Below are 20,499 nucleotides of genomic sequence, written 5' to 3'. Positions count from 1 at the left end.
GCTGTCCCAACTCCGCACGGTGCGCTCCGGTCACAGACGTCGGCATCGTTGTTCGGCATCGTTGTTCGGCCGCCCGTCGATGACGGCGGTGGCCGCCCACGCCCCACCCGGAACGAGGTGGCCGACCAGCGCGATGAAGGAAGTCGCGGTGCATGGTCTGGTCCTGGTGATGCTCCCAACGTGGGGTGTCGGTAAGAAACCTGTCACCAGGTGCAAACGGTGATGATCTAGCTGGTCTGTGGTGGGGCGGCGTCGAGCTGGTGGCGGGTCCGGCCGGTGGCGCGGAGTTCGGCGCTCGCGGATCAGGGCGGCTTCGTACTCCGCCATCAGAGCGAGTCCCGCGATGACGGCGACATCGCCTGCGACCGCCGCATCCGCCCGGGCGGCGCGTGCCGAGTTCGGCGACCGGGTCCCGTCAGGGTTTGCGGGCCCCGCCAGTTTGCGATGACGGCCTTGTCTCCCTGGGTGATCGCGGCGTGGGCGAGCTGGCTGCCGGCCTCACCCGCGCCGATGATTCAGATCGTTCTCCTCAGACGCTCGTGTATCCGCCGTCGATGAGCCACTCGGCGCCGTTGACGTGCGTAGCGGTGTCCGAGGCCAGGAGCAGAGCCGCCGACGCGACATCGTCCGGGTCGCCGAGCCGCCCGCTCGGTAGCATGCTCTCCATCATCTTGGCGAAGTCGTCCTGCTGGTCCTCGGGAACGATGCCGAGCAGGCCGGGGGTCCGGACCGCCCCCGGGCTCAGCACGTTGACCCGGAAACCGTTCTCCCGCGTGTTCAGCGTCCAGCTGCGGGCGAAGTTACGCAGCGCCGCCTTGGTCGCGCCATAGACTTCCATGCCCCGGCTAGGACGCGCGGACGTGCTCGACCCGATGAGGATCACCGAAGCCCCCTGCGACAGAAGGGGCATCGCCTTCTGCACCCCGAAGACCGCGCCCTTCACGTTCGTGGCGAACATGCTGTCGAACTGTTCCTCGGTGATGTCCCCGAGCACGGCCGGCACCGCGCCGCCCGCGTTGGCCACCAGGACGTCGATCCGGCCCGAGCGCTGCCTGATGACCTCGTACAGGGCGTCGAGCTCGGCCAGGTTCCCCACGTCACACCGCACCCCGACGGCCTGCGGCCCGAGCTCCGCGGCCGCCGCGTCGATCTGGGCCTGACGGCGGCCGGTGATGAAGACCAGCGCACCCTCGGCGACGAATCGCCGGGCGATGGCCAGCCCGATCCCGCTCGTCCCACCGGTGACCACGGCCACCTTGCTGTCCAGAAGTCCACTCGTCACCTGATCACTCACTCTCGTCGAAGTCTCGCTCTTGGATGAAGTTCTTGAACGAAGCGTCCATAACGTAGAGGGTTATGGACGATGTAGTCAAGAACGCTTAGACTGGCGCAGTGGCGAGGCCGAGAGAGTTCGACGAGGAGAGCGCGCTGAACGCAGCCCGCGACCAGTTCTGGATGACCGGCTACGCGGGCACCAGCATGGATGCGATCGCGGCAGCCACCGGCCTGGGCAAGGGCAGCCTCTACGGGGCGTTCGGCGGCAAGCGCGAGCTCTTCCATCGGGTGTACGACGATCACTGCAACGCGACAATCGACTCAGCTAACCGCCATCTGAGCGGTGCCGACGAGCAGGCGTTCGAGCGACTCACCGCCTATCTGCTGGGCCACGCAACCGCCTGCGCCGAGCGCCGCCAACACGGCTGCCTGGTGGCCAAGGCCACGGCCGAGCTGGCCGAGCACGACGAGGTGGTCTCGGCTCGCTCGCTGACAACGTTCGAGAACGTCCAGCTGGCCCTCACCGGCAACCTCGAGGCCTGTCAGCGCAACGGCGACATCCACCCCGCCGCCGATGCGCAGCAACTCGCCGGACTGCTGCTGACCGTTCACCGCGGCATCGAGGCCCTCGGCAAAGCCGGGACCGACGAGAGCACCCTGCGGAGCATTACCGAGACGGCCCTGGCCGGCCTTCCACGTCCACCCCGGTAGCGCACGCCGCCGGCTCAGATAGCCAACCAGCAGGTCGCGAACTCCGCCGGCGGGGATGGCGTAGCGGTCACGGGCCCACGTTGCGTTCCCGCGCTGAACCGACGAGGTTGAGCGTTCACCGCGGCGCCACAGATCCAACTGCGACCGGACGCTGCCCTTCCGGCACCCGCAGCACCGACTCCCACGCCTGCGCCTGGCCGGCCGTCACCGCCCCCGCGAGCTGGTCGCCCGGCTCGACACCGACCTGGCGGGCCACGTACTCCACGGCCTCGTCCGTCACCTCGCGGCGGCCCCGCGGGAACCGGCCCAGCTCGGGGAAGAACGTCACCATCACCGTGAAGCCGAGCCGCGTCGGCCCGCGCCTGCCAGCGATCAGCTCCCGCTCGTCCTCCAGCAACGTCCAGTGCTCGACGAGCTCATCACGATCCAGCAACCGGGCCACGGACGAACACCACGGCCCGGTGCGTCAGGCGCCAACACCCCCACGCCCACCAGGAGGCACAACTCAAGATCATCCGTGCTTGTACCTGGTGACACGTTTCTTACCGGCACCCCGACGTCCGGCTGGGGGCCGCGCGGAATGGTGGCGCGGGAATGCCGGTCAGGCCTCGTCGTCGTCGCCGGTGCTCAGGGGCCGGGTGGGGTTGGGGTGCGCAGGGTGCGCAGTTCGGCGGCGAGGTCGTCGGCCTGGCGTTCGGCGCGTTCGGCGCGGGTGCGGGCTTCGGCGCGGGCCTCGCTGATCACGGCGAGGCGTTCGGTGGCGGCGTGACGTTCGGCCTCGAGGCGGGTGTCGGTCTCGGTGCGGATCCGCTCAACCTCGGCGGCGGCCTCGGCGCGGAGGCGGGCGGCCTCGGCGCTGGCCTCCGCGCGCAGCCGGTCGAGCTCGGCGCTGGCCTCGGCGCGCAGCCGTTGGGTGTCGGCGTCGGCGCTCTGGCGCAGGCGCAGGGCTTCGGCGCGTTCGGTGCGGATGTCCTCGCGCAGGGCGTCGCGTTCGGTGCGTAGGTCGGTGCGGATGCGGGCGTCGCGTTCGGCGTCGCGGCGTGCGGTGGCCAGCTCGGCCAGTGCCTGGTCGCGGGCGGCGGCCACCGGCCGGCGGGCCAGCGAGGCGGCGGCGACGGCGGCGTTGTCGACGACCCGGTTGATCGCCATCTCGGTCACGTCGTCGGTGACCTCGACCGGGTCGGCGGCGACCGCCGCGATCTTCCAGGCGAGCTGGTCCTCCCGGCCCAGGCGCTCGGCACTGCGATACACGCGGACCTCATGGTCGATCATGCGCTCAGACCTTCTTCCCGGTGGACCCAATTGCAACAACGTTGCAAGAGCGAGATAGTTGCATCGGTACCGATGCCGGGGGGTCGACGGCGCCCTCCCGGCAACCAGGATGCTGCGCAGTGAGGAGACACCTGGTGGCCCACCCAACCCCCGGCACCGGTGAGCCGTCCCTGTCGACGCGGCTGACCCAGTTCCGGCTCAGCCTCACGGGGGCGGACAAGCGGTCCCTGGCGGGAATGGTCACCTTCATCGTCCTACTGCACGCCGTGGGGTTCATCGTCCTGCTCACCCTCGTCACCCCGCACGACTACCATCTCGGCGGCGACCATCCGGTGTTCACCGCCGGCGTCGGCGTCCTGGCCTACACCTTCGGGTTGCGGCACGCCTTCGACGCCGACCACATCGCCGCCGTCGACAACACCACCCGCAAGCTCATCGCCGACAACCACGCGCGACAGGCCGACGGCGCCGGCCCCCAGCGCCGACCGCTCTCGGTCGGGTTCTGGTTCTCCCTCGGCCACTCGACGATCGTCTTCGCGCTCGCGTTCCTGCTCTCCGTCGGCGTCAAGTCCCTGGTCGGCCCGGTGGAGGACGACTCCTCCAGGCTCCACACCATCACCGGGGTGATCGGACCGTCGGTCTCGGGTGTGTTCCTGTGGGTGCTGGGAATCCTGAACTTCGCCGCCCTGCTCGGCATCCTCAAGGTCTTCCGCGAGATGCGCAACGGGCGGTACGACGAGCAGGAACTCGAACGGCGGCTGGACTCCCGCGGCTTCATGAACCGCTTCCTCGGCGGCCTGACCAGGACGGTCACCAGACCCTGGCACATCTACCCGATCGGCGTCCTGTTCGGCCTCGGGTTCGACACCGCGACCGAGGTCGGCCTGCTCGTCCTCGCCGGCGGCGCCGCCGCGTTCAACCTGCCCTTCTACTCGATCCTCGTGCTGCCGATCCTGTTCGCCGCCGGCATGTGCCTCATGGACACCATCGACGGCGTCTTCATGAACGCCGCCTACGGCTGGGCCACCGCCCGCCCCGTCCGCAAGGTCTTCTACAACCTGACGATCACCACCATCTCCGTGATCGTCGCCCTCGTCATCGGCACCATCGAACTCGTCGGCGTCCTCGCCGACCGGTTCGCGATCGAATCCGGGCCACTCGCCTGGATCGCCACCATCAACCTCGACTACACCGGATACGGCATCGTCGGTCTGTTCTTCCTCGCCTGGGCCATCGCCCTCGCCGTCTGGTACTTCGGCCGCATCGAGGAACGCTGGACCGCCAACCTCGCCAGCGAAACGACACCCTCAGCCGAATCCACCTGACGACGCCGACACGTCCTGACCTTCGGCGAGCTCACCACGGCCGCTCGCCACCGTCGGCGGGTCCGGTCGCGGTCCACAAGCACGGGGATCATCCGACAGCCGCCATCCCGCGGCCTCCAACGCCTGCCAGGGTGGGTTCATCGGACCGTCCGCCGATGCCGTCGATTCCGGGCGAAGGGAAGCACCTCAGGGTGCGGGTGCCGTCGATGCGGGGGCCGCCGACGCAGGGGTCGTCGGTGCGTGGGTCGTCGGTGCGGGGATCGGTGGGCCGGCCGGGACGCGGCTCGCGTCGGCGTCGGCGTGGCGGCGGCGGTAGTTGGCGGAGGCGGTGCGTTCGCCGCAGCGCTTCATCGAGCACCAGCGCCTGGCCCCGGAGGGGGAGCGGTCGTAGAAGGCGAGGCCGCAGCCCTCGCAGGAGCGCAGGCGGCTCGGCTCGCTCGTGGTCAACAGGTGGATCGCGTCGCGGGCGAGAACGGACAGCACGCCGGCCAGATCGGGCTGCGGGACCTCGACCCGCGCCCACGCATCCCCGCGGAGGAAGAACGTCGGCGTCGGCGGCGCGGCGCAGGCGTTGAGGTGCCCGGCGTCCTCGGGGTCGGGGCCGGCGCCGGCAAGCCGGGCCTGGACGAGGCGGTCCACGGCGGCACGCAGTACCTGGACCCGGTCCAGGTCACGCGACGTGAGCCCGGCCGCGGGGGTCGGCAGGTCGAAGGCGTCGAGCCACGCCGTCGTGTCGGCTGCCGTGGCGAGCAGGTCCGGGCCGCCCGGCGTGCGGGTGGCGACGAGGTCGAGGCAGAGGCTGCCGGTGTCGACCGGCTTGGGACGGCCGGACGTGCGCATCGGGGCGGGCTCGGCCGCAACGGAGGTGGACACGTGACTCCTTGGACTGCGGGACCTTGGAGGTCGTCAAGGGATGATGTCATGAGATCTGGGGCGGCGTGGCGGGAAACTGCGGGTGTTGTCTGATCGAAATCATTACAACATGGGTTGACATCGCCGCCTTGGCAAGCTTTGATCAGTCCCGTGACGATCGAGGAACCGAGGGCGGGCGCGGCGGACCTTCGCGCGCCCATGCCGCTCGTCACCTGCCGTGAGGTCGACCTCATGCGTACCGGTAGCGCCCGCTGTCGATGAGTACCGGGGGCCGGTCGGCGCCCCCGAGCGTGAGCGCACCAATCACGACCCATACGTCATCTTCGCGGGGCCGGTCCAGGATCGTCCGCGACACCATCCCTGACGACTCCGAGTAGTCGTCGACCTCGGCGACGGGACTTCTCTCCCGTCGCCCGGACCATCGCGCCCATCGCACCCAGCCTGATCGCACCCAGCCTGATCGCACCCAGCTCCATCGCGGTCAGCCTCATCGCGCCCAGCTCCATCGCGGTCATCCCGCCCGTCATGCCCAACGCGCCCTCGTGCGACGACCGCCGGTGCAGCCACGGCGGTACCCGAACGATCCCCCGATCGGAGAGAAATGATCAGAACGAGGAAGAGACGCTTCGGCGTGCTCACCGCACTGGTAACGGCCGGCGCGCTGCTGGCCGGATGCGGGACCAGCGCGGCCGCCGGCGGGGGGAGCGGCTCGGACACCGTCCACTGGGGGACCAAGCAGATCCCGACCGCCTGGGACCCGGTGGTCACCGGCTCGACCGCGGCGACGAACTACCTCACGCCCATCTACGAGTCGCTGTTCACGCTGAACGAGAAGCGGGAGGTGAAGCCGGCCCTCGCCGAGAGCTACTCGTACAACCAGGCCGGCGACCAGATCACCATCCGGCTCAAGCCCAAGCTGACCTTCCAGGACGGGACGCCGGTCAACGCCGAGGCCGTCAAGTTCAACATCGACCGGATCAAGTCGCAGCAGAACTCGGCGCTGAAGGGCTCGTACAACAACGTCAGGTCGGCGACGGTGCTCGACGACCTGACGGTGCGGCTCGATCTCGGCCAGCAGGACTACCAGATCCCCTACCTGCTCTCCGTGCGCGGCGGCATGCTGCCCAGCAAGGCCGCCGCGCAGGCGGACCCGGTCAAGCTCAGCCAGACGAACCCGGTCGGCGCCGGTCCGTACAAGGTCGTGGAGATCGTCCCCGAATCGAAGATCGTCCTGGCGAAGTGGGACGGCTACTGGGACGCGGCGAACATCCACGTCAGGCGAATCGAGATCAACTTCGGCATCGACGCGAACACGCTCGTGCCGGGCCTGCAGTCCGGGGTGTACAACTTCGCCCAGATCGACGGCTCGCAGATCCAGCAGGCGCGCGGCGCGGGTCTCGACATCCTGGCGGGGGTCAACCGCCAGTGGGGGTCGACGTTCCTGAGCCTCAACGTCAACAAGGCGCCGTTCACCGATCCGAAGGTCGTCGAGGCGATCCGCTACGCCGTCAACCCCGCCGAGTTCGCCACCAAGCTCGGGTTCGGTGAGGGCGAGCCCAGCCACCAGCCCTTCCCCAAGGGGCACCCGGCCTACGTCGACGCGCTGAATTCCGAGCACCCCTACGATCCCGCCCGGGCCCGGGACATCCTGGCGAAGGCCGGCTACGCGGACGGTGCCGTCTCCTTCGAGATCGCCGGCCTCGCGAACAACTTCGACCAGGTCGCTGAGGTCCTCCAGGGGCAGCTCAAGGCGGTCGGCATCCGCACGACGATCAAGCTGACCGACTTCGCCAACTGGAGCAAGGGGTACTACGGCAAGACCCTTGCCGCGTCGATCTTCGGCTACGTCGGCCGTGACTCCCACGTCCAGGCGCTGACCGAGCACTACGACACCGGGGGTGTGCTCAATCTGAGTTCGCCGTACACCTCCGCGCCCTTCCAACAGGCGCTCAAGGCGGTCCGGGCCACGCCCATCGACTCGCCGGACTACGCACCCCGCCTGCAGGCCGCCGCCAAGGCCGGCTACGAGAACGGCTCCACGGTGTCGCTCTACACCTACGCCTCCGCCATCGCGAAGAAGAAGTCGCTGTCCGACCTGCCCGCGATCGACGGCTTCCTGAGCTGGAAGGGCGTCACGTTCAACCACGGCGACTGAGCCGACTTCAGCGGTGAACGAGTAGCCCGCACGACGCACGACGAACGACGCACGACCAACGCCGCAAAGGCACGACGGGAGTAGAAGCCAGTGTCCGCACCGCCACCCGCGCTCACCGCGCCGCCTGCCGCCCGCCGTGGCCCAGCCGCCCGTCGGGGCCCCGCCACCCGTCGTGACGTGGTCGCCCACCGAATCGGCCGGGCGGTCGCCTCGACCGCCCGGCTGCTCGCGATCCTCGTCCCGGTCTTCCTGCTCGGCACCTTCCTCACCTACCTGCTCGGGCATCTCAGCGGGCGCAGCCCGGCCTACCTGCAGCTCGGCGACGCGGCCTCCCCGCAGGCCGTCGCAGCCATCGAGCACAAGTGGGGCCTCGACCGCCCCTTCCTCGTCCAGTACGGGGACTGGCTCGGTTCGGTCCTGCACGGCGACCTGGGCACGAGCTGGTACAACGGGCTCAGCGTGGCGCACGCGCTCGGCCAGCGGGCCGCGATCACGCTCTCGGCGGCCGGGGTCGCGCTCGTCCTCGGCATCGTGTTCGGGTTCGCACTCGGCGCGCTCGCCGCCCACTTCCACACCCGTTGGCCCGACCGGGCGATCACGACCTTCACCACGGTCATCTCGGTGCTCCCGCCGTTCATCGTGGGGATCGGGCTCGCGGCGGTGTTCGCGGTCGGCCTGCAGCTGCTGCCCGCCGCCGGTTACGTGCCGATCCAGGCCGGGCTGGGTCCGTGGCTGAGCCACCTGATCCTCCCCGCGATCGCGCTCAGCTTCGACACGGCCGCCGACGTCGCCCGGCAGTTGCGCAACGGCCTGGTGTCGGCCTACCGCGGGAACTACGTCACCGGTGCGATCGTGCGCGGCCTCGACCCGCGCCGGATCTTCTTCGTGCACGTGCTGCGCAACGGCATCGCGCCGGCGTTGGCGGTCCTCGGCCTGAAGTTCCCCAATCTGCTGGGCGGCGCGGTGATCATCGAGGCGATCTTCGGGCTGTCCGGCTACGGCGTGTACGCCAGCCAGGCGGCGGTCCGCGGCGACGTGCCGGCCGTGCAGGGCGTGCTCGTCGTCTCGGTCGTCCTCGTCGTGGTGTTCAACCTGCTCGTCAACATCGTGCTCAACCGCGTCACCCCCGACGCCGACCGGGGGGTCTGAGGCGTGATCAGGACAGTGTTGCGGCTCACCAGCGCGCGGGTCGCCCTCGTGCTGCTCGCGATCATCGCCGTCGTGGCCGCGCTGGGCCCCGTCCTGGCGCCCCACGACCCGCTGAAGGGGAGCGACCGGACGCTCGCCGGGCCCTCGGCCAGCCATCTGCTGGGCACCGACTACATCGGCCGCGACGTGCTCAGCCGCATCCTCGCCGGCGCGCCGCTGAGCATTCTCAGCGCGCTGGAGGTCGCCGGGATCGCCCTGGTGCTCGGGACGATCCCCGGCATCCTGTCGGTCTACCTCGGCTCGGCGTTCGAGTGGCTGAGCCTGCGGATCGTCGACACGTTCATCGCCCTGCCGTTCCTCGTCTTCGCGGTCGCCATGACGGCGCTGCTCGGCAACGGCATCACCCAGGCCATGATCGTCGTCGGCATGCTCCTGGCGCCCGTGTTCTACCGGGTGAGCCGGGCGGCGACGATGACCGTCGCCCGGTCGCAGTACGTGGAGGCGGCCGCCATCGCCGGGGCGTCGACGAGCTGGATCGTCCGCGGTCACGTGTGGTCCAAGGTGCTGCCGTCGATCGCCGTGACCGTGGCCAACACCCTCGGCATCGGACTGGTGGTGATCTCGAGCCTGACCTTCCTCGGGATCGGGATCCAGCCGCCCACCCCGACCTGGGGCGGGATCCTCGCCTCCGACCTGGGCTACCTCGCCCAGACGCCGTACGCGCCGATCTTCCCGACCGTGCTCATCCTCATCGCCGTCCTGGCCTGCAACCTGCTCGCCGACGCCATCCGGGACGCCGCCGGCGAGACCGGCCGCGCCCTGATCGGCGCGAAGACCGCCAGGTCCAACCGGACCCGGCGGCTCGCGGTCCTGGCCGACCCGGCCGACCCGGCAGATTCGGCCCGGCCATGACTGACGTCCCGGCCATCACTGACGTCCCGGCCATGACTGAGGAGCAACCGATGACGCCGAGCGCACCTGGTCCCGCCGACCGCGTCGCGGTGCTCACGCTGACCGACCTGCGGATCCACAACGACGCCGCGGACGAGGAGCTGGTGCACGGGGTGAGCCTGCGCCTCGCCCGCGGCGGGGTCGTCGGCATCGTCGGGGAGTCCGGCAGCGGCAAGTCCCTGACCTGCAAGGCCGTGCTCGGCGTCCTGCCGAAGCACATCGAGGTCGCCGGCGGTTCGATCGAGCTGCTCGGCCGCGACGTCGCGGGCCTGTCCCGGCCGCAGTGGACGGCCCTGCGCGGCACCTCGATCAGCGCGGTCTTCCAGGACCCGGCGTCGTACCTCAACCCCTCGATCCGGGTCGGCAAGCAGGTCCAGGAGGTGCTGCGGGTCAAGCAGGGGCTCGGCCGGGCCGCCGCGAAACAGCGGGCCATCGAGCTGCTCGACGCCGTCCACCTGCGCGATCCCGGGTACGTCTACGAGCAGTACGTGCACGAGCTGTCCGGCGGGATGCTGCAACGCGTCCTCATCGCCATCGCGATCTGTCTCGATCCCGAGGTGCTCATCGCGGACGAGGCGACGACCGCCCTCGACACCACGGTGCAGGCCGGCATCCTCGACCTGCTCGTCGAGCTGAAGGAGCGGATCGGGCTGTCGCTCATCGTCGTCTCGCACGATCTCGCCGTCGTGGCCCAGCTCTGCGACGAGGTGCTGGTCATGCGTGCGGGGCACGTCGTCGAGCAGGGCCCCACGGCCGAGATCCTGCACGCCCCGCGGCACGAATACACCCAACTGCTGGTCGCCGAGCACGAGCAGTACGGCCTGCGCGCGGCTGGCACCGGTGCGCACCTGCCGGCAGCGGCGTCGGTGGCGGCAGCGGCGCCGGTATCGGCGTCTGGGCAGGTACCGGTGCAGGTGCAGGTGCAGGTGCCGGAGCCGAGGAGTTCGAGCGCGCCCGAGTCGGTGGAGCCGGTCCTGCGGGTCGACGGGCTCGGCGTCCAGTTCGGCCGCGGCCGCGGCCGCAAGCAGGCGCTCGAGGACGCCTCCCTGGTGATCCGCCCGGGCGAGACCGTCGGCGTCATCGGCGAGTCCGGGGCGGGCAAGTCCACCCTCGCCCGCGCGGTGCTCGGCCTGGTGCGGGCCTCGACCGGCTCCGTGCACGTCGGCGGGCGGGACGTCACCGGCCTGTCGGGACGGCAGCGGCGGGCGTTCGGCCGCGAGGGCGTCGTCCAGTACGTGTTCCAGGATCCGCTGCGCAGCCTCGATCCGGAGCACACCGTCGCCGCGTCCGTCGCGGAACCGCTGCGCATCCGGGGCGGGCTCGACCGGGTGGCGATCGACGACGCCGTTCGTCGCCAGTTCCGCGCCGTCCGGCTCGACGAGTCGCTGCTCGACCGGTTCCCCGGCGAGCTCTCCGGCGGCCAGCGTCAGCGGGTGGCGATCGCCCGGGCGCTCATCGGTGAGCCGCGCCTGCTGATTCTCGACGAGCCGGTGAGCGCGCTGGACTCGGCCAACCGCGTCGCGATCCTCGAGCTGCTACGCGAGCTGCGCTCCACTCTCGGCGTCGCGATGCTGTTCATCTCCCACGATCTCGGCTCGGTCGCGGGCATCTCCGACCGGACGATCGTGCTCTACCGCAGCCGGATCGTCGAGGCCGGCGACACCGCGCGCATCGTCAACGCGCCGTCGCACCCGTACACCCGGCTGCTCGTGGAGTCGGCGCCGACCCTCACCTCCCGACCGGCCGACCGCGAGCAGCGCGAACGCCTGCGAGCCGGCCTCGCCGTCTCCTGACGCCGACGACCTCCTGACGCCGACGACCTCCTGACGCCGACGACCTCCTGACGCCGCGACAACCACAAGGAAGGCCCCCGTGACACGACAGGTGCGACTGTGCCTGAACCTGCAGGCGACCGGCCGCCACGACGCGGCCTGGAAGACCCTGCCGCCGACCTCGGACTGGATCGCCGGCATCGACTACTACACCGAGATCGCCCGGCTCGCCGAGCGGGCCCGCTTCGACGCGATCTTCATCGCCGACCGGCTCGGCTCACTCGACGCCGCCTCCTACCGCCGGCCGTGGCGCGGGACGGATCCGACCGTCCTGCTCGCCGCGCTGGCATGCGAGACCGAGCACATCGGGCTCGTGTCGACCAACCCGGCGATCCACGGCAACCCGTTCCTGCTCGCCCGCTCGATCGCGACCCTCGACCACGTCAGCAAGGGACGCGCCGGCTGGAACATCATCACCAGCCAGGAGGACGTCACCCGCGCCGCGCTCGGTGTCGACGAGCTCCTCGAGCCGCAGGCGCGCTACCGCAAGGCCGAGGAGTTCATCGCCGCCGTCGACGCGCTGTGGGCCTCGCTGCCCGAGGACGCGGTGGTCGCCGACGCCGCCGCCGACGTCTACATCGACGCACGGCGCACCCGGCCGGTGGACGTCACCGGCGAGTTCTACCGGACCTCCGGGGTGCTCCCGCTGCCCGGTGGCTACCAGGGTCGCCGCCCGGTGCTGTTCCAGGCCGGGGCGTCGAGGCAGAGCAAGGAGCTGGGCGCCCGCTGGGCGGACGCGCTGTTCACCTCGCAGCGGCTGCCGGAGCTGTCGCGGGAGTTCTCGGCCGAGGTCAAGGGGCTCGCGGCGGCGAACGGTCGCAATCCCGACGACCTGCTCGTCCTGCCGGGCCTGTTCACCGTCCTCGGGGCGACCGAGGCCGCCGCCCGCGAGCGCAAGCGGGAGCTCGACGAGCTGCTCGCCGTCGGGCCACTCGTCGAACTGCTCACCGCGCAGTTGGAGTTCGACGTGTCCAGGCTCGACCTCGACGCGCAGCTTCCCTACGCCGAGCTGGCGCAGCGTGCCGCCGCACCGGCAGTGACCGCGCGCCGGGATCAGCTCGTCGCCGAGGCGCGGCGCCGCGGGCTCACCATCCGTCAGCTGCTGTTCCACAACCTCTCCGGCGGCCAGCGGCTGATCGTGGGCACCCCGGAGCAGGTCGCCGACGACATCATCGAATGGGTCGACACCCGGGCGTCGGACGGCTTCGTCATCAACATCGACGTGCAGCCCGCGGGCTTCGTCGAGTTCATCGACGGCGTGGTGACGCAGCTGCAGGACCGCGGTCGCTTCCGGCGCGAGTACGCCCACGACACCCTGCGCGGCAACCTCGGGATCGCCGGTGCGCTCCCCGGCGGTGGTGCCGGTGGCGGTGGCGGCGGCGTGACCGCGACGGGGGAGTCCCGCGGTCCGGTCCACGACGGGGAGCGACGGTAGCCATGCCCGCACGCAACGAGATCACCCGGGGAAAGCGGCAGGTCGACGCCCTCGCCTTCCCGCGGACCGAGCCCGCCGAGTGGGTGGACGTCCTCGTGGTCGGGGCCGGACCCAACGGCCTTGGCACCGCGCTCGAACTCCACCGGCACGGGGTACAGGCCGCGGTGGTGGACGCCGCACCCGGCGCGACGCTGGTGCGGGCCGGCGCCGCGGGCTACACACCCCGCGCGCTCGAGGTCATCCGCGGCTGGGGGCTGCTGCAGCGGATCCAGCACGCGTGGACCTTCCCGCCGGAGTGGAGCACCGGCAATCTCCTGCTCACCTCGCTCGCCGGGCACCAGCTCGCGGGGACCACCCTGCGGTCCTTCGGGCTCGGCGGGACCGGCCGGTACTCGACCGAGACGATGCTGCGCCGGCCGCAGACGGTGCTGCAGCGCGTCTTCCTCGACCGGCTCGCGGAAGTCGGCACCCCGGTCTCGGGCGGCTGGCGGGTCGAGGAGCTGGCGAGCGACGCCGACGGTGTGACGACGACGGTGGTCGAGGTCGAGACCGGCCGGCGGCGCACGATCCGCTCCCGGTACGTCGTCGGCGCCGACGGCGGGACGAGCACGGTCCGCACGCTGGCGCGGATCCCGCGCTCGGGCAGCTACGCCGAACAGCGGCACTTCCGGTTCGTCGTGCGGACCACCTCGGACACCTCGGCCGCGCTCGGGGCGTTCCCGCCCGCCACCGCGGTCATCTACAACGACCGCTACTCCGGCTTCCTCGCGGCCCTGAACGAGACCGACTGGCGGGCGTACGCCGGGCCGTACCCGCTCGACCGGGACCCGACCACGGACGAGCTGATCGCGCAGGCCCGGGCGGCGTTCGGCTTCGACGTCGAGCTCGAGGTGGTGTCGCTGACCCCGTTCTTCAAGAGCACGCGCATCGCCGACACCTTCTACCGCGACCGGATCGCGCTGGTCGGTGACGCGGCGCATGTCCGCACGCCGGGAGGCAACCTGTGTGAGGGCTTCGGCGACGTGGTGAACCTCGGCTGGAAGCTCGCGGCCGTGCTGCGCGGCCAGGCCGGTGAGGCGCTGCTCGACTCCTACGACGAGGAACGACGCCCACACAACTGGCGGATCGCCGACTACGCCCTGGCCGATGACCGCCGGCACACGGCCGCCTACGAGCGCGTCCGCGCCCTCGGGGTCCCGGACGACGCCGACACCAGCCCGGACGCGGCGCGGCGGCGCGCCGAGATCGGCGCGATCCTCGGGGAGGGCCGCAGCCTGCCGCTCGGAGTCGTCTTCGACGAGCGCTACGACGTCTCGTCGGTCATCCGGTACGAGGACGGGCAGCTCGAGGCCGAGGCGCCCTGGGACGCCTTCGCGTACGCCGACGACGCGCGACCGGGACACCGGGCGCCGAACGGCAACCTCGACCCCTTCGGGTTCACCCTCTACGACCGGATCGGCTCGCACGTCGCGCTGCTCGTCCTCGCCGACGACACGACCGCCGTCGGCGCCTTCGAGGCGGCGGCCGATGCCCGAGGCATCGAGCTCGAGGTCATCCACCTGCCGGATCCGGCGGCGCGCGAGCTGTACGGCGCCCCCTACGCGCTCGTCCGGCCGGACCATCACGTCGCCTGGCGCGGCGACGGCGACGGCCGCGGCCTTGACGGCCTCGACGGCCTTGACGCGGGCGCGGTGCTGGACCTGGTCTACGGCCGCAGCCAGCTCCCGGCCCAACCGCCGGCCCGGACCCGCAGCGCGGGCTCGCGCCAGCTCCTCGACTCGCCCGAACGGCAACTCGTCGACTCGACCGAACGGTAGAACGCCCGCCGCTCGCGGTCCGTTTCCCGGGCGCAGGTCGGCGGCCCGCACTTCACCACAATCCCGCATTGGAGGTCCCGACGGTGACTGTCGACGTGACATCGCATCCGGTGACATCGCATCCGCAGCGCGGCCTGTCGCTGTTCCTGACGATCCCCGCGGACGGCGAGCCCGCCCGCACGTACAGCCAGTCGCTTGAGGTCATCCGCCTCGCGGAGGAGCTCGGCTACGAAACGGCGTGGGCCGCGGAGGCGCACTTCACCCTCATCGGTCTCCCGTCCGCGCTCACCTTCCTCGCGGCGGCGTCGCAGACCACGACGACGATCAGGCTGGGAACCGCGGTGGTCCCGCTGACCTTCGACAACCCGATCCGGTTGGCCGAGACGGCGGCGCTGGTCGACGCGCTGAGCGGCGAGCGGCTGGAGTTCGGCGTCGGCAAGGGTAACGGCGGGGGCTTCTCCACCGTCGCCTTCGAGGCCTTCAGCCTGTCCGAGGACGACCGCGAGTCGCTGTACGCCCACGCGCTCGACGATCTGCGCCGGGCCCTCGGCGGCACGATCGCCGCCGGGGACAAGGAGGTGAGCCTGTACCCGCCGCCGGCCGGGCTGCTGCCGCGGCTGTGGCAGGCGACCGGGAACCCGCGGACGGCCGCCGAGATCGGGCGCGCCGGTGACCGGCTGCTCCTGCACCGCCTCGTCCCGTCCGGGGACGCCGGCGAGGTCCAGGCGGGTCTCATCGGCGACTACCTCGGCGCCCACACCGGCGAGCGCAGCCCGCGGATCGGCATCTCCCGCGTCCTGCTCCCAGCGGACTCGCAGCGCGACGCGATCTCCCTGCTCGACTCCGAGCTGCGCCGCAACCCCGCCCAGTTCGTCACCCCCGGCGGCCCGCCGGCCACGGCGGAGGAGTTCCTGGCCAGGTCGAACGTGAAGTACGGCGCCCCGAACGACATCGTCGAGCAGCTCCTGGCGGACGCCGCGTTCACGCGGTCGACCGACTACCTGTTCAGCCTCCCGCTGCCGCAGTCCTCCCCCCAGTTCCGCGCCGGACTCCGGCTGATCGCCCAGGAGATCTTCCCGCGCCTCCCCGCGCACGACCGGGCAACGAGCGCGTGACCGCCCACCACGCCACCGCACTTGGACCATCGAGAGTGAGGACCCGACCATGACCTCCGCAATCGAAACCGCGCCCGAAACCGCGCCCGAAATCGAGACCGCGACGGCGGCCGTGACCGTGACCGAAACCGCGACCGAAACCGCGACCGAAACCGCGACCGGGACGGCGTCTGGCAGCGCGGCCGCCGTCGCGGCCGCGCGAGCGGAATGGGACGCCGGGCGGGAGACCTCGGAGCAGCAGCGGCGCGAGCCGTACGGCTTCCTCGCCTACAGCGCGCTGCACTTCCTCGACGGCGAGCCCCGCCGCGTCGAGGGCTTCCCGGGACGGTGGGCCACGGGCGAGCAGGGGCCGGTCGTCGATCTCGACGCCGGGGAGTCCCTCACCGTCGACGGCGAGACCGTGACCGGGCGCCATGTCTTCGGCCCCGTCCGCGAGCGGGAGTTCCGCCGGGCGGCGTCGTTCGGCGACGTCGTCGTTGAGCTGTCCCGCCGCGGCGGGCACGACCTGCTGCGCTCGCTCGATCCCCGGCACCGGCTGCGCGAGACCTACGTCCGGACGCCGGCGTTCGACTACGACCCCGCCTGGGTGATCCCGGCCGAGTTCGCGCCCTATCCTGCCCCGCGCCCGATCGAGGTCGCCGCGGCGGTCGACGGCATCGTGCACACCCACGAGGCCGTCGGCGAGGCCGTCTTCGCGCTCGACGGCGCCGAGCTGCGGCTGATCCTCCTGCGCGCCGAGCATCTCGCGGGCGCCGGACTCATCCTGTTCACCGACGCGACGAGCGGCGTCACCACCTACCGCGCCAGCCGTCGGCTGCTCGTCACCCTGCCCGCCCCCGGCAGCACGCAGATCGTGCTCGACTTCAACCGCGCGGGAAACCTGCAGTGCGCCTACACCCCGTACGCGCCCTGCCCGCTCGCCCCGCCGCAGAACCGCCTCACGATCCCGATCGAGGCGGGCGAGCAGATCCCCACCTTCCGCCCCGAGCCCGCCGAGACCGAGTAGCGCCCCGCGTCCTGATGACCGGAACCGCGCAGGACGGTCACACCATCGTGGCCGCTTTGCGGAGAAGGACCGCTCGTTCGCGGGCGTTGCGGCACAGGCGGGCGGCGAGCTCCAGCTCGGATCGGGCCTCCGTCGTGCGGCCAAGCCGGCCGAGCAGCTCGCCGCGCACGCTCGGGAGCAGGTGCGACCCGGCCAGCCGGTCGGTGGCGACGAGGTCGTCGACGATGGCCAGGGCCTGCTGCGGTCCCTGCGCCATCGCGACGGCGACGGCCCGGTTGAGGTCGACGACGGGGGACGGGGCGACCCGGCCGAGTGCCTCGTAGAGGAGCACGATCCGCTCCCAGTCGGTCTCCGGGACCGATGGCGCCGACGCGTGGCAGCCGGCGATCGCCGCCTGCAGGCCGTACGGTCCAAGGCCGGCGGCCCCGAGCGCCGCGGCCCGGTCGAGGGTGGCCAGGCCGCGGCGGATCGCCGAGCGGTCCCACCGGCGCCGGTCCTGCTCCGCCAGGAGGACGGCCTCGCCATCGGGCCCGGTGCGGGCGGGGAAGCGGGCGGCGGTGAGCTCGAACAGAGCGAGCAGCCCGTGGACCTCCGGTTCGGCGGGCAGCAGGGCGGCCAGCGTCCGGGCCAGTCGGATCGCCTCGTAGGCGAGGTCGGGGCGCAGCAGGCTGTCACCGGTGGTCGCCGTCGAGCCCTCCGTGAAGATCACGTAGAGCACGCTCAGGACACCACCGAGCCGGCCGCGTCGCTCCTCGGCCGGCGGTAGGGCGAACGGCACCCTGGCCGCGCCGAGGGTCTTCTTCGCCCGGGTGATCCGCGCCTGGACCGTCGCGACCGGTACCAGAAACGCCCGGGCGATCTCCTCGCTCGTCAGCCCGCCGACCGCGCGCAGCGTCAGAGCGACGCGGGCCTCGGGGGAGAGCACCGGGTGGCAGGCGACGAACATCAGCGCGAGGACGTCGTCGTCGACCCGGTCGGGATCCCACGGCAGGTCGTCCGACGGGTCGGCCAGGGGCACCGCGCCGCAACCGGAGCCCGAACCCGAACCCGGAGCGGGGCCCGAGCCGCCCGAACTCGTCTCGCCCTCGGCGAGCTGACCGGCGAGCAGCGCGTGGCGCTCGTCGAGGGCCGACCGGCGGCGGAAGCCGTCGATGGCGCGCCGCCGGGCGGTCGTGAGCAGCCAGCCCACCGGGTTCGCCGGCACGCCGTCGCGCGACCAGGTGACGAGCGCCTGGGCCACCGCCTCCTGCGCGACATCCTCGGCGAGGTCGACGTCGCCCGTGTAGCGGGCCAGCGCGCCGACGATCCGGGCGGAGGACATCCGCCAGACGGCCTCGACGGCCCGCCGCGCCGACTCGTCACGGGCCGACTCGTCACGCGCCGACTCGTCCCGCGGCGGGCCATCGACGGCCGCGGGCATCAGAGCTGGCCGGTCCGCTCGCGCCACGTCCGCTCCCTGATGATCCACTCGTTGTCCGGCGGGAACTCGTCGATGGTCGGCACCCGGCGGATCTCGCACTTCGCGCCGGCACTCGCCGGCAGGCGTCGGGCCCACTCGATCGCCTCCTCCTTCGACGCGACGTCGATCAGGTAGAAGCCGCCGAACAGCTCCTTCGTCTCGCCGTAGGGGCCGTCGGTGACCACCGGAGTCTCGCCGCTGAAGTCGACCACCACGCCCTGGGCCGGGTCCTCGAGGCCCTCGGCGGCGACGAGCACACCGGCCCGGATCAGTTCCTCGTTGAAACGGCCCACCGTCTCGAGCATCTCCTCGAAGGGGGTCGACATCATCTTCGCCAGGGACTCGTCCGTGGCCCGCATGATCAGCATGTACTTCGCCATCGTTTGACCTCCTCGATCACGGGTCGCCTCCCGACCCTCTCACCACCAGGTCGAACGGCACAGCCGCCGATCGACACGGCACCCGGACGAAGTTCGACGCCTGCTCCGCGGCCGGTTCCGCGGAACCGCGGAACCGCGGCGAGGCTCAGGTCGGTTCGGGTCGAGCCGCCACCGATCGCCTCCGCCGGTCGAGCGGTCAGCGAGCGGGAAGGGGCCGTCGCACCGGCTGAGAACGTGCCTGCCCGGTTGCTGTGGGGTAGGAAGACGCGGGCCGTGGACGGGGGCCGCGGCCCCCGCGGCCGACCTGGTGCGATTTCCTCCAGGCGGGACACTGACCTGCCAGTTCTTCGTCCGCAGAAGACCGTCAGGTCACGCGGCGCGGCGGGGAGGGCTGGTTCGCGTGGACGAACGGGCCGGCGCCGAGCAGGTGCAGGGTCCGGGCGCGTTCCTCGGCCGTGCCGACCAGGCTCACCAGCACGTCGGTGGCGCCGAGCGCGGCATAGGCGGCCAGCTGGTCGACGACCGCGCTCTCGTCGCCCACGACGGCGATCGCGCCTGGCCGGGTGAAATCGTCGCGGTCGAGAGCCGTGCGGTAAGACGGCAGCGTCGCGTAGTCGGCGTACTCGGCGTTGAGCTCGGTGCGAATCCGGTCCGGTGTGGACGTCACCGCCACCGGCAGCCCGACGACGACGCGCGGCGCCGGCCGGCCGGCATCCCGAGCGGCCGCGCCGATCATCGGGACCACGTGGTCACCGATGGTGCGGGGCCCGGCCAGGAAGGTGATCGTGCCGTCGGTGCGTTCCCCGGCCAGCCGCAGCATCGTGGGGCCGAGAGCGCCAAGCAGCACCGGGACGCGGACTTCCGCGCCGGGCACGGCGCTGCCGGCGGGGTCGGATCCGATTCCCGTGGCGCCGGGAACACGGCGTCCGTCGAGGATCGGCAGCAGGGTGTCGAGGTGGGTGCGCAGCGCGGCGACCGGCCGGTGGAACGGCTGCCCGTAGATCTCCAACAGGCCGGGGTGGCTGACGCCGAGCCCCAGGGTGAACCGGCCGTGCGCCGCGGCCTGCGCTGTCAGCGCCTGCCCGGCCAGCACCCGGGGATGGCGCGGCTGGACGACGACGACGGAGGTGCCCAGCTCGATGCCGGGCACCTCGCGGGCCACCGCGGTCAGTACGCCGATGGAGTCGTAGCCGTAGCCCTGCGGCAGCCAGGCGGTGGACACCCCGGCGGCGGCCACGGTCCGGGCGATCGCCACAAGGTCGTCGATGAGGTTGCCGGAACCGGGAGTGCCGAGGCCGGCAGCAAGGTTGACGCCGATACGAATCACATCCGCCAGCCTGGTCGAAGGTTGGGTACGCAGACCAGGAGCCTGCTGATGGTGCCAGTGGAAGTGACACCTTGGACGGCCACGACGGCCACGACGGCCACGACGGCCACGACGGCCACGACGGCTGCTCGGCGACGAGAGCTCGGGGCCTGCCTGCGGGCGTACCGCAGGCTGGTCGAACCGGTCAGTGTCGGACTCCCCGCCGGTGGGCGTCGCCGCCTCCAGGGGCTGCGCCGCGAGGAACTCGCGTCCCTGGCCGGCGTCAGCCTGACCTGGTACACCGGGCTGGAGCAGGGCCGGGCGACGGCCTCGGCGCAGGTTCTCGACGCTGTCGGCCGGGTGTTGCGCCTCGACGAGGTCGGCCGGCGGCACCTGCGCCGGCTGGTGGCGCCCGAGCCGCCGGCGACCGCCCCGCCC

18 protein-coding genes are annotated in these 20,499 nt (G+C 71.8%); 11 read left to right on the top strand and 7 right to left on the bottom strand.

Annotated features, from left to right (window positions below; genetic code table 11):
• Nucleotides 1-529: 529 nt before the first annotated feature.
• On the bottom strand, nt 530-1,282 hold the full coding sequence (locus ND748_RS01695; RefSeq protein ID WP_251743568.1) for an SDR family oxidoreductase: 753 nt from the start codon (nt 1,280-1,282) through the stop codon (nt 530-532).
• Nucleotides 1,283-1,392: 110 nt separating this feature from the next.
• Between ND748_RS01695 and ND748_RS01690 the strand changes: the two genes are divergently transcribed.
• A complete protein-coding gene (locus ND748_RS01690) occupies nt 1,393-1,986 on the top strand; it encodes a TetR/AcrR family transcriptional regulator (protein WP_308205568.1) in 594 nt (197 codons plus the stop codon).
• A gap of 115 nt (nt 1,987-2,101) precedes the next feature.
• Here ND748_RS01690 and ND748_RS01685 read toward each other — a convergent pair whose 3' ends face one another.
• A complete protein-coding gene (locus ND748_RS01685) occupies nt 2,102-2,428 on the bottom strand; it encodes a DUF4158 domain-containing protein (protein ID WP_251743564.1) in 327 nt (108 codons plus the stop codon).
• 185 nt (nt 2,429-2,613) lie between these two features.
• On the bottom strand, nt 2,614-3,258 hold the full coding sequence (locus ND748_RS34880; RefSeq protein ID WP_374215821.1) for a hypothetical protein: 645 nt from the start codon (nt 3,256-3,258) through the stop codon (nt 2,614-2,616).
• 134 nt (nt 3,259-3,392) lie between these two features.
• On the opposite strand from ND748_RS34880, the gene ND748_RS01675 reads away from it, so the two are divergent.
• A complete protein-coding gene (locus tag ND748_RS01675) occupies nt 3,393-4,583 on the top strand; it encodes a HoxN/HupN/NixA family nickel/cobalt transporter (protein ID WP_251743562.1) in 1,191 nt (396 codons plus the stop codon).
• Nucleotides 4,584-4,769: 186 nt separating this feature from the next.
• On the opposite strand, the gene ND748_RS01670 is transcribed toward ND748_RS01675, so the two are convergent.
• The gene (locus tag ND748_RS01670) at nt 4,770-5,456 is read right to left on the bottom strand and encodes an ABATE domain-containing protein (RefSeq protein WP_251743560.1); all 687 of its coding nucleotides are present in this window, start codon (nt 5,454-5,456) and stop codon (nt 4,770-4,772) included.
• Between the two features lie 601 nt (nt 5,457-6,057).
• Here ND748_RS01670 and ND748_RS01665 point away from each other — a divergent pair.
• From ND748_RS01665 to ND748_RS01630, 8 genes are all read left to right on the top strand, one after another.
• Nucleotides 6,058-7,611 (top strand): ABC transporter substrate-binding protein, encoded by a 1,554-nt coding sequence (locus ND748_RS01665; protein WP_251743558.1) that lies wholly within the window; start codon nt 6,058-6,060, stop codon nt 7,609-7,611.
• Between the two features lie 90 nt (nt 7,612-7,701).
• Entirely contained in the window at nt 7,702-8,760 is a 1,059-nt protein-coding gene (locus ND748_RS01660; protein ID WP_251743556.1) for an ABC transporter permease, read from the top strand.
• A 3-nt stretch (nt 8,761-8,763) separates the two neighbouring features.
• The gene (locus ND748_RS01655; protein WP_251743555.1) at nt 8,764-9,672 is read left to right on the top strand and encodes an ABC transporter permease; all 909 of its coding nucleotides are present in this window, start codon (nt 8,764-8,766) and stop codon (nt 9,670-9,672) included.
• 50 nt (nt 9,673-9,722) lie between these two features.
• Nucleotides 9,723-11,504 (top strand): ABC transporter ATP-binding protein, encoded by a 1,782-nt coding sequence (gene nikE, locus ND748_RS01650; protein ID WP_251743553.1) that lies wholly within the window; start codon nt 9,723-9,725, stop codon nt 11,502-11,504.
• Nucleotides 11,505-11,583: 79 nt separating this feature from the next.
• Complete coding sequence (locus ND748_RS01645; RefSeq protein WP_251743551.1) at nt 11,584-12,978, top strand: NtaA/DmoA family FMN-dependent monooxygenase; 1,395 nt, start codon at nt 11,584-11,586, stop codon at nt 12,976-12,978.
• Between the two features lie 2 nt (nt 12,979-12,980).
• Entirely contained in the window at nt 12,981-14,795 is a 1,815-nt protein-coding gene (locus tag ND748_RS01640; protein ID WP_251743549.1) for an FAD-dependent monooxygenase, read from the top strand.
• Nucleotides 14,796-14,878: 83 nt separating this feature from the next.
• Nucleotides 14,879-15,910, top strand: a complete 1,032-nt coding sequence (locus tag ND748_RS01635) for an LLM class flavin-dependent oxidoreductase (protein WP_251743547.1) — start codon at nt 14,879-14,881, stop codon at nt 15,908-15,910.
• 49 nt (nt 15,911-15,959) lie between these two features.
• Nucleotides 15,960-16,916, top strand: a complete 957-nt coding sequence (locus ND748_RS01630; RefSeq protein WP_251743546.1) for a DUF1684 domain-containing protein — start codon at nt 15,960-15,962, stop codon at nt 16,914-16,916.
• A 37-nt stretch (nt 16,917-16,953) separates the two neighbouring features.
• Here the strand turns inward: ND748_RS01630 and ND748_RS01625 are convergent, their stop codons facing one another.
• From ND748_RS01625 to ND748_RS01615, 3 genes are all read right to left on the bottom strand, one after another.
• Complete coding sequence (locus ND748_RS01625; RefSeq protein WP_251743630.1) at nt 16,954-18,336, bottom strand: RNA polymerase sigma factor; 1,383 nt, start codon at nt 18,334-18,336, stop codon at nt 16,954-16,956.
• The gene (locus ND748_RS01620) at nt 18,336-18,755 is read right to left on the bottom strand and encodes a YciI family protein (RefSeq protein WP_251743544.1); all 420 of its coding nucleotides are present in this window, start codon (nt 18,753-18,755) and stop codon (nt 18,336-18,338) included. The genes ND748_RS01625 and ND748_RS01620 overlap by 1 nt, the downstream gene beginning before the upstream one ends.
• A 364-nt stretch (nt 18,756-19,119) precedes the next feature.
• Nucleotides 19,120-20,082, bottom strand: a complete 963-nt coding sequence (locus ND748_RS01615; RefSeq protein WP_251743543.1) for an LLM class F420-dependent oxidoreductase — start codon at nt 20,080-20,082, stop codon at nt 19,120-19,122.
• 48 nt (nt 20,083-20,130) lie between these two features.
• On the opposite strand from ND748_RS01615, the gene ND748_RS01610 reads away from it, so the two are divergent.
• A partial coding sequence (locus ND748_RS01610; RefSeq protein ID WP_251743541.1) for a helix-turn-helix transcriptional regulator occupies nt 20,131-20,499 on the top strand: 369 nt, incomplete at its 3' end.

Origin of the sequence: Frankia sp. AiPs1, from assembly GCF_023716945.1 — a bacterium.
GTDB lineage: Bacteria > Actinomycetota > Actinomycetes > Frankiales > Frankiaceae > Frankia.
The sequence above is the reverse complement of the archived record's forward strand: the minus strand, read 5'-3'. Positions and strand labels throughout refer to the sequence as shown.

Coding starts and splice junctions, on each gene's coding strand:
- ND748_RS01620 (WP_251743544.1), bottom strand. CDS start 18,755: ATGGCGAAGTACATGCTGATCATGCGGGCCACGGACGAGTCCCTGGCG.
- ND748_RS01625 (WP_251743630.1), bottom strand. CDS start 18,336: ATGCCCGCGGCCGTCGATGGCCCGCCGCGGGACGAGTCGGCGCGTGAC.
- nikE (WP_251743553.1), top strand. CDS start 9,723: ATGACGCCGAGCGCACCTGGTCCCGCCGACCGCGTCGCGGTGCTCACG.
- ND748_RS34880 (WP_374215821.1), bottom strand. CDS start 3,258: ATGATCGACCATGAGGTCCGCGTGTATCGCAGTGCCGAGCGCCTGGGC.
- ND748_RS01665 (WP_251743558.1), top strand. CDS start 6,058: ATGATCAGAACGAGGAAGAGACGCTTCGGCGTGCTCACCGCACTGGTA.
- ND748_RS01630 (WP_251743546.1), top strand. CDS start 15,960: ATGACCTCCGCAATCGAAACCGCGCCCGAAACCGCGCCCGAAATCGAG.
- ND748_RS01640 (WP_251743549.1), top strand. CDS start 12,981: ATGCCCGCACGCAACGAGATCACCCGGGGAAAGCGGCAGGTCGACGCC.